At 44.4% G+C, this 7,442-nt stretch carries 6 protein-coding genes; all 6 read right to left on the bottom strand.

Annotated elements, in window-relative coordinates; all coding sequences use genetic code 11:
- Positions 1–268: 268 nt before the first annotated feature.
- The gene (locus tag V5298_RS02510; protein ID WP_332929885.1) at positions 269–1,060 is read right to left on the bottom strand and encodes a hypothetical protein; all 792 of its coding nucleotides are present in this window, start codon (positions 1,058–1,060) and stop codon (positions 269–271) included.
- A 67-nt stretch (positions 1,061–1,127) separates the two neighbouring features.
- Complete coding sequence (locus V5298_RS02505) at positions 1,128–4,202, bottom strand: error-prone DNA polymerase (RefSeq protein ID WP_332929884.1); 3,075 nt, start codon at positions 4,200–4,202, stop codon at positions 1,128–1,130.
- A complete protein-coding gene (locus tag V5298_RS02500) occupies positions 4,203–5,582 on the bottom strand; it encodes a DNA polymerase Y family protein (RefSeq protein WP_332929883.1) in 1,380 nt (459 codons plus the stop codon).
- A gap of 5 nt (positions 5,583–5,587) precedes the next feature.
- Entirely contained in the window at positions 5,588–6,274 is a 687-nt protein-coding gene (locus tag V5298_RS02495) for a hypothetical protein (protein ID WP_332929882.1), read from the bottom strand.
- 181 nt (positions 6,275–6,455) lie between these two features.
- Positions 6,456–6,782: a DUF1820 family protein gene (locus V5298_RS02490; protein ID WP_332929881.1), complete on the bottom strand. Its 327-nt coding sequence runs from the start codon at positions 6,780–6,782 to the stop codon at positions 6,456–6,458.
- Positions 6,783–6,832: 50 nt separating this feature from the next.
- On the bottom strand, positions 6,833–7,402 hold the full coding sequence (locus V5298_RS02485; RefSeq protein WP_332929880.1) for a TetR/AcrR family transcriptional regulator: 570 nt from the start codon (positions 7,400–7,402) through the stop codon (positions 6,833–6,835).
- Positions 7,403–7,442: the final 40 nt, after the last annotated feature.

Here is a 7,442-nt window from a genome sequence, read left to right as displayed (position 1 = left end):
CCCATGTGAGAGTAGCACACCGCCAGGCTCCCAATTTAAGAAAAAGGCCACTCAAATGAGTGGCCTTTTTTGCGTTTAGGGCAATGCTAAAAACACATCTGCAGGTGCACAATAGGCTTAAGATATTACTGGCTAAGCACTCAGCATGCTGAGCTAAGGGAACGCTGGGGCTCACGCCACACCTAAAGCGGATGAAATGGTTTATTCCCTTGCTTCCACGTTCACCCTTATGTCAGTGTTTATACAAGCTACACAGCCGCTAGCAAGGTTAAGAATCTGGGTTACAGCCTGCCTTTGCAGACAGGTAAGCGATAATTTCACAACCGCTTTTAATTCCGTAGCGCTGCTTAATTTCTTCGATGAGTTCATACTTTTCTTGCATAAACGCATTGAACTGTTGTATCAGTTCAGGATGATTGATTGTGGATAGGGTAAAACCTACTTCATCATGTGGAAGGGATAAATCTAAAGTTAGATCGCTGAGTTCAGGGATCCTCTCAGTGTAATATTGCATCACATGAAACTCTAAATTCGCAGCCTGAATTTTTCCGCTCTGTACGTAAAAGAGTAAATTTTCGATATTGCCTTCCTGTACCAGCTGCGTAGTGTGATCCTCGATACGTTGCTGCCAACTTACAGGCGTAAAACCTTTGGGGATCCCTAAATATTCGATTTGATCAATATCCATTCCTAGGTTGCTCTTTGGCATAATGGTACCGCCAAAAGACTCCACAACGGGCGCTGAAAAATACTTTTCATCTGCATTAGTTACTGGGTTATACCAACGGGGATTATCAGGGTAAACAAAATCTACGCTTCCTTTTTTTAGTTCCCGCTGTAAACGTACAATGGGCATGGCGTGATAGATAAAGTCGTGGCCTGAATATTCGGAAAAAGCTTGTAGAATGGCCCAGGCTAATCCCTTATCTCTATTTGACGTGAAATCGTAATGTGGGTAGTAATGAATATTTTGTGCTCCAACAATAAAGGTCTCTGCAGTCGATAGACCAGCGGTGAAAAACAAGGAAAAAGAGACCAGAAGTTTGAGAACCGTATTCATTCGACGTGAGTTGTTATTAGTATAGTGTTTAGATAATAGCCAGAAATAGGGTGAATAGTAAACAAGTTCAATGAAAATCTCTTGAAGTTACTGCCAATTCGGCTAGCCAATGGCTCCTGTCGGTTAGCTTTCCTGCAATGATGTGGGTGACGCCTTCCGGGGAGCGTTCAAGGATCCCATCGACCTGTAGAATATGTGATTTAAGATAGGCTTGCTGTTGATGGCGAGCCGTGGCTTGCCAAACCACCACATTGATATTGCCCGTATGATCTTCAAGGGTAAAAAACGTTGCGCCCGATGCGGTGCCAGGCGCTTGCCTGCAAGTTACACACCCTAAAATGTGTACCACCGATTTATTACTTTTTTGTTCTAAGGCATTGGCAAAGGTGAATTTGTCTAAATTTTTGTGCTTCAGCAATAAGCTGATGGGATGGGTGCGCAATGACAATGAAGTCGACGCGTAATCTTCGATAAGGGTATCTTTTTCATCCGGGGCAAGAGAAAGGGAAAGTTGTTCATTGCCAGGGCTAAAAAGTGGAAGGGAGACTTGGCTATCCATCATCGCCCAGCGGGCTTGATAGCGATTTCCTGCGATGGACGCAAAGGCATCGGCACTGGCTAAGGCAGACAAGTCCCTTTCGTGGTTATAGATCTGCCGAACTTCCTGTATGGATTGATAGCCATGAGTTGGACGCTGTTGGATCACCTGGGTTGCCGCAGTATAAGATAAGCCGTTTACAATGCGAAAGCCTAACTGTATGGCTTTTTCTCCCTTACAGTACACCAGGGTATGATCATATTTTGAGTGATTAATGCATACCGGTAAAATAGGAATATTATGCCGTTTCGCATCCTGAATTAATTGGCTTGGGGTATAAAAACCCATGGGCCAGCTATTAAGCAGGGCGATAAAAAATTCCGCAGGGAAATAAAACTTAAGCCAACAAGAAACATAGGATAAGACGGCAAAGGAGGCGGAATGAGATTCAGGAAAACCATACCCACCAAAGCCTTTTATCTGTTCGAATAACTGTTCGGCGAAGTGTCTTGCATAACCTTTTTCTGTCATCCCATTTATTAGCTTCTCTTTAAATTCGAAAATACGACCGCTTTTCTTCCAGTTAGCCATTGCGCGGCGCAGTGCGTCGGCTTCACCACCTGAAAAGCCCGCTGCGACCATGGCCAATTGAATCACTTGTTCCTGAAAAATAGGCACGCCCATGGTGCGGGATAAAACACTACGTACCGCTTCGGATGGGTAACTGATTTTTTCTTTGCCGTGCCGTCTTAATAAATAAGGATGGACCATTTCCCCTTGTATCGGACCGGGTCTAACGATGGCAATTTGAACCACAAGATCGTAATAGCAACGAGGTTTCAGGCGTGGAAGCATGGTCATTTGTGCCCGCGACTCAATTTGAAATACACCCACAGTATCGGCCTTGCAAATCATGTCGTATACCTGAGGATCATCCCCAAGGGCGGTAATAAAAGGGATGCTAACGGGGACAGAGTATTGGCGGTTTAGCAAATCGAAGGTTTTTCTTATTGCGGTGAGCATACCAAGGGCAAGAATATCCACTTTCAACAGCCCCAAGGTTTCCAGATCGTCTTTATCCCACTGGATCACTGTACGCTCGTCCATTGCGGCATTTTCCACCGCAACCAGTTCGTATAAGGGGCCCGATGAAATAACGAATCCGCCCACGTGTTGAGAAAGGTGGCGGGGAAAGCCTAAAATGTCTTCTACAAGGGCAATTAACTGACGCACTTTTTTAGATGTCACATCCATACCGCAGGAGGTCAGTTGGGCTTTCCATGGCACGGTTTTATCCCGTCGGTTAATGTTTTTTAACGTATAGCTTAACTGGGATTCAGCTAACCCTAAGGCTTTTCCTACTTCTCTAAAGGCGCTCTTAAATCGAAAGGTGATCACCGTAGCAGCGAGGGCGGTTCGCTCCCGTCCATACTTTTGATATATATACTGAATAATTTCTTCCCGACGACTATGCTCGAAATCCACGTCAATATCCGGTGGTTCGTTTCGCTCTTTTGAAATAAAGCGTTCAAACAATACGTTGATTTGTCTTGGATCCACTGCGGTAATTTCCAAGCAATAGCACACTACGGAATTCGCAGCGGAGCCTCTTCCTTGATAGAGAATGTGTTTTTCTTTCGCGTATTGAACAATGTCATAAATGGTTAGAAAGAAATACTCATATCCCTGGTCTTCGATGAGTTGCATTTCTTTTTCGATGATGGCGCGAATACTTTGCCTGATCCCATTAGGAAACCGTTTACGAATGCCTTTTTCAACACATTGACGTAAATAATCAATGGGCTTCATGTCCTTGGGAACAACCTCGGCAGGATATTGGTAGCGTAGTTCATCTAAGGTAAATTGACATTGCTTCGCCAGTATTAAGGTATTGGTGAGCCATTGAGGAGGAAAAAGCTTCTCTAGCTTACTGATGTTTCTTAAGCTTCTTTCTGCATTGGCCAGTACCCTGGTACCTAAGTTTTCGACGGTGGTATTTTCTCGAATAGCATGCAAGACATGCTGTAGAGGAAGCCTGTCTGGGTGATGAAAAAGGGCGTGGGAAGTGGCGATAACCGGAAAGCCAAACTCCACATGTAAACGATCCGCTACGGCAAAGCGCTTGTTATCCCAGCTATCAAGAAAGCGGGTCGCGGCGATCCAGGTTCTGTTTTTATGATAGGTGAATAGCCATTTGGCCCAATGTGTTGTTTGACTGTTTTGATATTGGGGTAACCAAATAATAAAGCAGTGTTTAATGGATTTAAGATCCCACTCGGCGAGATGGTATTCCCCTTTAGGGCTGCGTCTTCTGGCATTGGTAATAATGCGACATAGCTCTGCGTATGCTTGCTTTGTTGGGCATAAAAGTACGCACTGGAATGAATCGTCGAGGGAAAAGTAACTGCCGGTAATAAGCTGAATAGGTAGGTTATGGCGTTTGATTTCACTGTAGGCTCTTACAATGCCTGCTACAGAGCATTCATCGGTTATTGCGATGGCACGGTAGTTTAGAAAAGCCGCGGTGGTGACTAATTCCTCAGGGCTTGATGCGCCCAGTAAAAAACTGAAATTACTCTGGCAGATCAGTTCTGAAAAGGCCATTTATAGATACCACCCACTAATAAACCATTGGTTGTTTTCACGAAAAACCTGCATCCGCTGACCATGATGATTTTTGGCTATGTAGTAATCTCTTTTGTGTTTTGTGTCACTCCACCATGCGGTTTCTACGCGAACAGGGCCAAATTCAATTTTAGGTGCGCCACTTAATAGTTTTGGCTGTTTTAGTCGTAACCCCGGTAAATCCTGATAATCGTGGGCGAGGTGGGTTAGGGTTTTAGTGTCTGGGTGCAAACGATGATCGTGAGGCCATTTAGGGGTACTGATGCTGTTTTCACCTAAACGGGCAGCTAGCTTTCCAGCCAATTGTTGACGGGCAAAAATGTGTCGCCTGTTATTGAAAAAATCTTCATTTTGGCCTGTGATCTCCTCTAAACCGTGTGCGTGAAACTGAACCGATATCACTGGCGCAGATAACACAAGGTTAGATAATTTTAGGGTAATAAGTTGTAGCCATTCACTATGGGAAAAGTACGGTGTGGATTTTCGTATTATCAATTCGGTGGCATTGGCTTCACGATAAAACAAAGTTAATTGAATTGCCTGAGTGGTTATATTGCGTAGGCGCAAAAAGGTTTCCATACGCTGTAGCGCTTTGGTGACGTAAGGCAATAAATGCTGGGTGTTTTCTATCTCAAAGGGCAGTGAAATTCGGTCATCGAATTGCTCTGGAGGATGATAAAAAATGCGTTGAGGGTAGGTTTCGCCCCGACAAGCATAAAGATATTGCAAAAGGGCATTATCAAAGCGTTTGCCTAATTCTGTGCCAGATAATTCAAAAAGTTGACCTACCTGTTTTATACCTGATCGCAGAAGGGCATGGCGCTGCTTGGCAGATAAAAGCAAACAGCCTAGGGGTAAATGATATAAGGCTTTTTTGATGTCATCCTTATGAGTGTAAAAAGTGTTTATTTGAGCTCGAGCCAGAGCTTCTGCTGCTTCCGGTGTCCAAGCCGAGGCAAAATGGTACTTATGCGCCAGTTCGTTTAATAAGGATTTAAGGGAGAACCAGACATTATTGGCGCCTTCGTAATACCGTACTAGGGTATCGATTCTAATGGCCAGAGAGTGAGGCGGAATCAGCGTGATTTCGGCGGCACATTGATATAAACAGCAGGCGAGGTGATTGAGAAGCTGGCGTTCTGTTTGTTCACAATAATCGATAATACGTAAAGGCGCCGTGAGGGCGGCGGCCTCGGCGAGGCCCATACCTACGTCTATACCGGCCTTTTTAGCGCTTTCGTTCAACTGTTTGATTTCGTTTGATGGTGTATGATAGACCACCCAGGCATCGTCGCTGTTGCTTGCTTGGGCACAATGCTCAAGAGACAGTTGATAGAAGTGTAGGTGTAACCACAGCATATTGTTCAGCCTCTGAGCGTGGTAACCGCAGTCTTTGATGTTTGGTAACGACTTATAATGTCGCGAATTTCGCTGTTATTCGGGGTGTAAGAAAAGGCAAAGTGAATATCTTCTTTAGCCCATCCGCCTTGTTGTTTATGAATATCTATTTTTAAGCCTTCTTCTGTGGCATACACAGAAAGATCAAGAGGCACAGGTAAAGGTTGTCTGGGGCAAGACAGCTCTTCATAAAGAATCATCTGGCAATGATGCTGTTCGGTGGCCACTTGAAGTCGGCGAGCTTGTTTCGGCGAAAGGGTGTTTGCCCATAAAAACACACAACGGCAGGCGCCGGAGCGAATGCTTTCTTCTGCACTCCACTTGCTGAATTCATCTGTCGTATTAATCAGCCAGCAATGGGCCGGGTCAAGGCCAAAGTTTTTTAGCCACGGAGCGAGAATATACCCAGGTGGATTAATAAAGGTAATGAGCTTATCGGCGGCTTCCTGTGAGATTAGATGCCGTAAAAATGACAATTCACCGGTGCCTTGTCGCGCACGAATACGCACGACGCCCCATTCAGGAAAGCCTCCTGACAGCGCCGCATCAAGGTTGGTTATGCGTGTAGGAATACGCTTAGCCAACACGCTGTGAGATTGGTTGCCCCGCCAGATAGCGGGGTGTTGTTCAACCAAAGTAAGTGATTTTGCCATAATAATTTACCTGTATGTATATACAGTATTATAGGCAAATTTATCCCACCTTCAATGACCTTCTGTAGTAAGAAAAGTGATAGTGGGGGCCGGATTGTCCCTAAGCCTTACACCTCAACACTAGCGAATCTATATAATATAGTGGATATTAATGAAGTGAGTGTTTACTTATATAAAAAGATTAATCTTTCTTAGGTGTATAAATCGGACTAGGGAAAGCCGTTACTTTGTCGGATAACTTGGTTATTTTTGCGCTACCTTGTTTTTTTACCGCATCGATGCGTAACACATTGTGCATGGGCACATAGGTACGTTCCACATCAGCAAACTCATCTTTTAATTTTTCGTGGCTGGGATCTAACACCAAACTGGTGTGGGTATCCCAAACAAAATCGCCGATTTCCACAAAGCCAAACAAACTACCCTGACTGACTTCACGTACATAAAGTTCATAGCGTTCGCCATTACTGACAAACTGAATACGATAAAGCGGTTCATTACTACTCATGAAATCACCTATTGATACCTAGTTTAGGTGCCTGATTTTACGGTTTTCTGTCAAACCTGCAATGGGGTTAGCATGGCTTCTGTGGCAATCATCATCTCTTCTGGATTTTCCGCAAGGACACCGTTGACTGCAAAACCTTGCACGTAACTGGTTAGCTGTAGTGCGGCCGATTCAATATTGACCTCGGCTTTGATTTCGTTGGTTAAGCGGGCTTTTTCCAGGCAGCCGATAAAATCCAGCTGCAAGCGGTCAAGATAATGGCGTCCCATTTGGCGAATGACATCATCCTGTTTACCCAACTCACAGACGCAGTTAATCAGCAAGCATCCGCGACGATAGACAAGGGGAATATAACGTAAGAAGAAGGTGTTAATTGCGGTAATGCCTTGATGGTTTTCCAGTTCACTGACGATGGGCATCAGTTCATTTTGTTGATAATACTGGAGAACTTTATACAAAAAGTGTTGTTTAGAACCGAATTCTAAATAAAAGCCTCTTCGATTAAACGCGGTGCGGGCAATAATTTCATCCATGATGGCACCATGAAAACTGTGTTCGAGAAAAATCTCCACAGCCTGTTGCAGTATGTTATCTATATCGTACTGAGCGCTTCTGGGCATAATAAAAGTGTGCGTAGTTATTACTCATTAGCCTAGCGTA

Source organism: Alteromonas sp. 14N.309.X.WAT.G.H12 (assembly GCF_036697315.1).
Classification (GTDB): domain Bacteria; phylum Pseudomonadota; class Gammaproteobacteria; order Enterobacterales; family Alteromonadaceae; genus Alteromonas.
The sequence above is the reverse complement of the archived record's forward strand: the minus strand, read 5'-3'. Positions and strand labels throughout refer to the sequence as shown.

Coding starts and splice junctions, on each gene's coding strand:
- V5298_RS02510 (WP_332929885.1), bottom strand. CDS start 1,060: ATGAATACGGTTCTCAAACTTCTGGTCTCTTTTTCCTTGTTTTTCACC.
- V5298_RS02505 (WP_332929884.1), bottom strand. CDS start 4,202: ATGGCCTTTTCAGAACTGATCTGCCAGAGTAATTTCAGTTTTTTACTG.
- V5298_RS02500 (WP_332929883.1), bottom strand. CDS start 5,582: ATGCTGTGGTTACACCTACACTTCTATCAACTGTCTCTTGAGCATTGT.
- V5298_RS02495 (WP_332929882.1), bottom strand. CDS start 6,274: ATGGCAAAATCACTTACTTTGGTTGAACAACACCCCGCTATCTGGCGG.
- V5298_RS02490 (WP_332929881.1), bottom strand. CDS start 6,782: ATGAGTAGTAATGAACCGCTTTATCGTATTCAGTTTGTCAGTAATGGC.
- V5298_RS02485 (WP_332929880.1), bottom strand. CDS start 7,402: ATGCCCAGAAGCGCTCAGTACGATATAGATAACATACTGCAACAGGCT.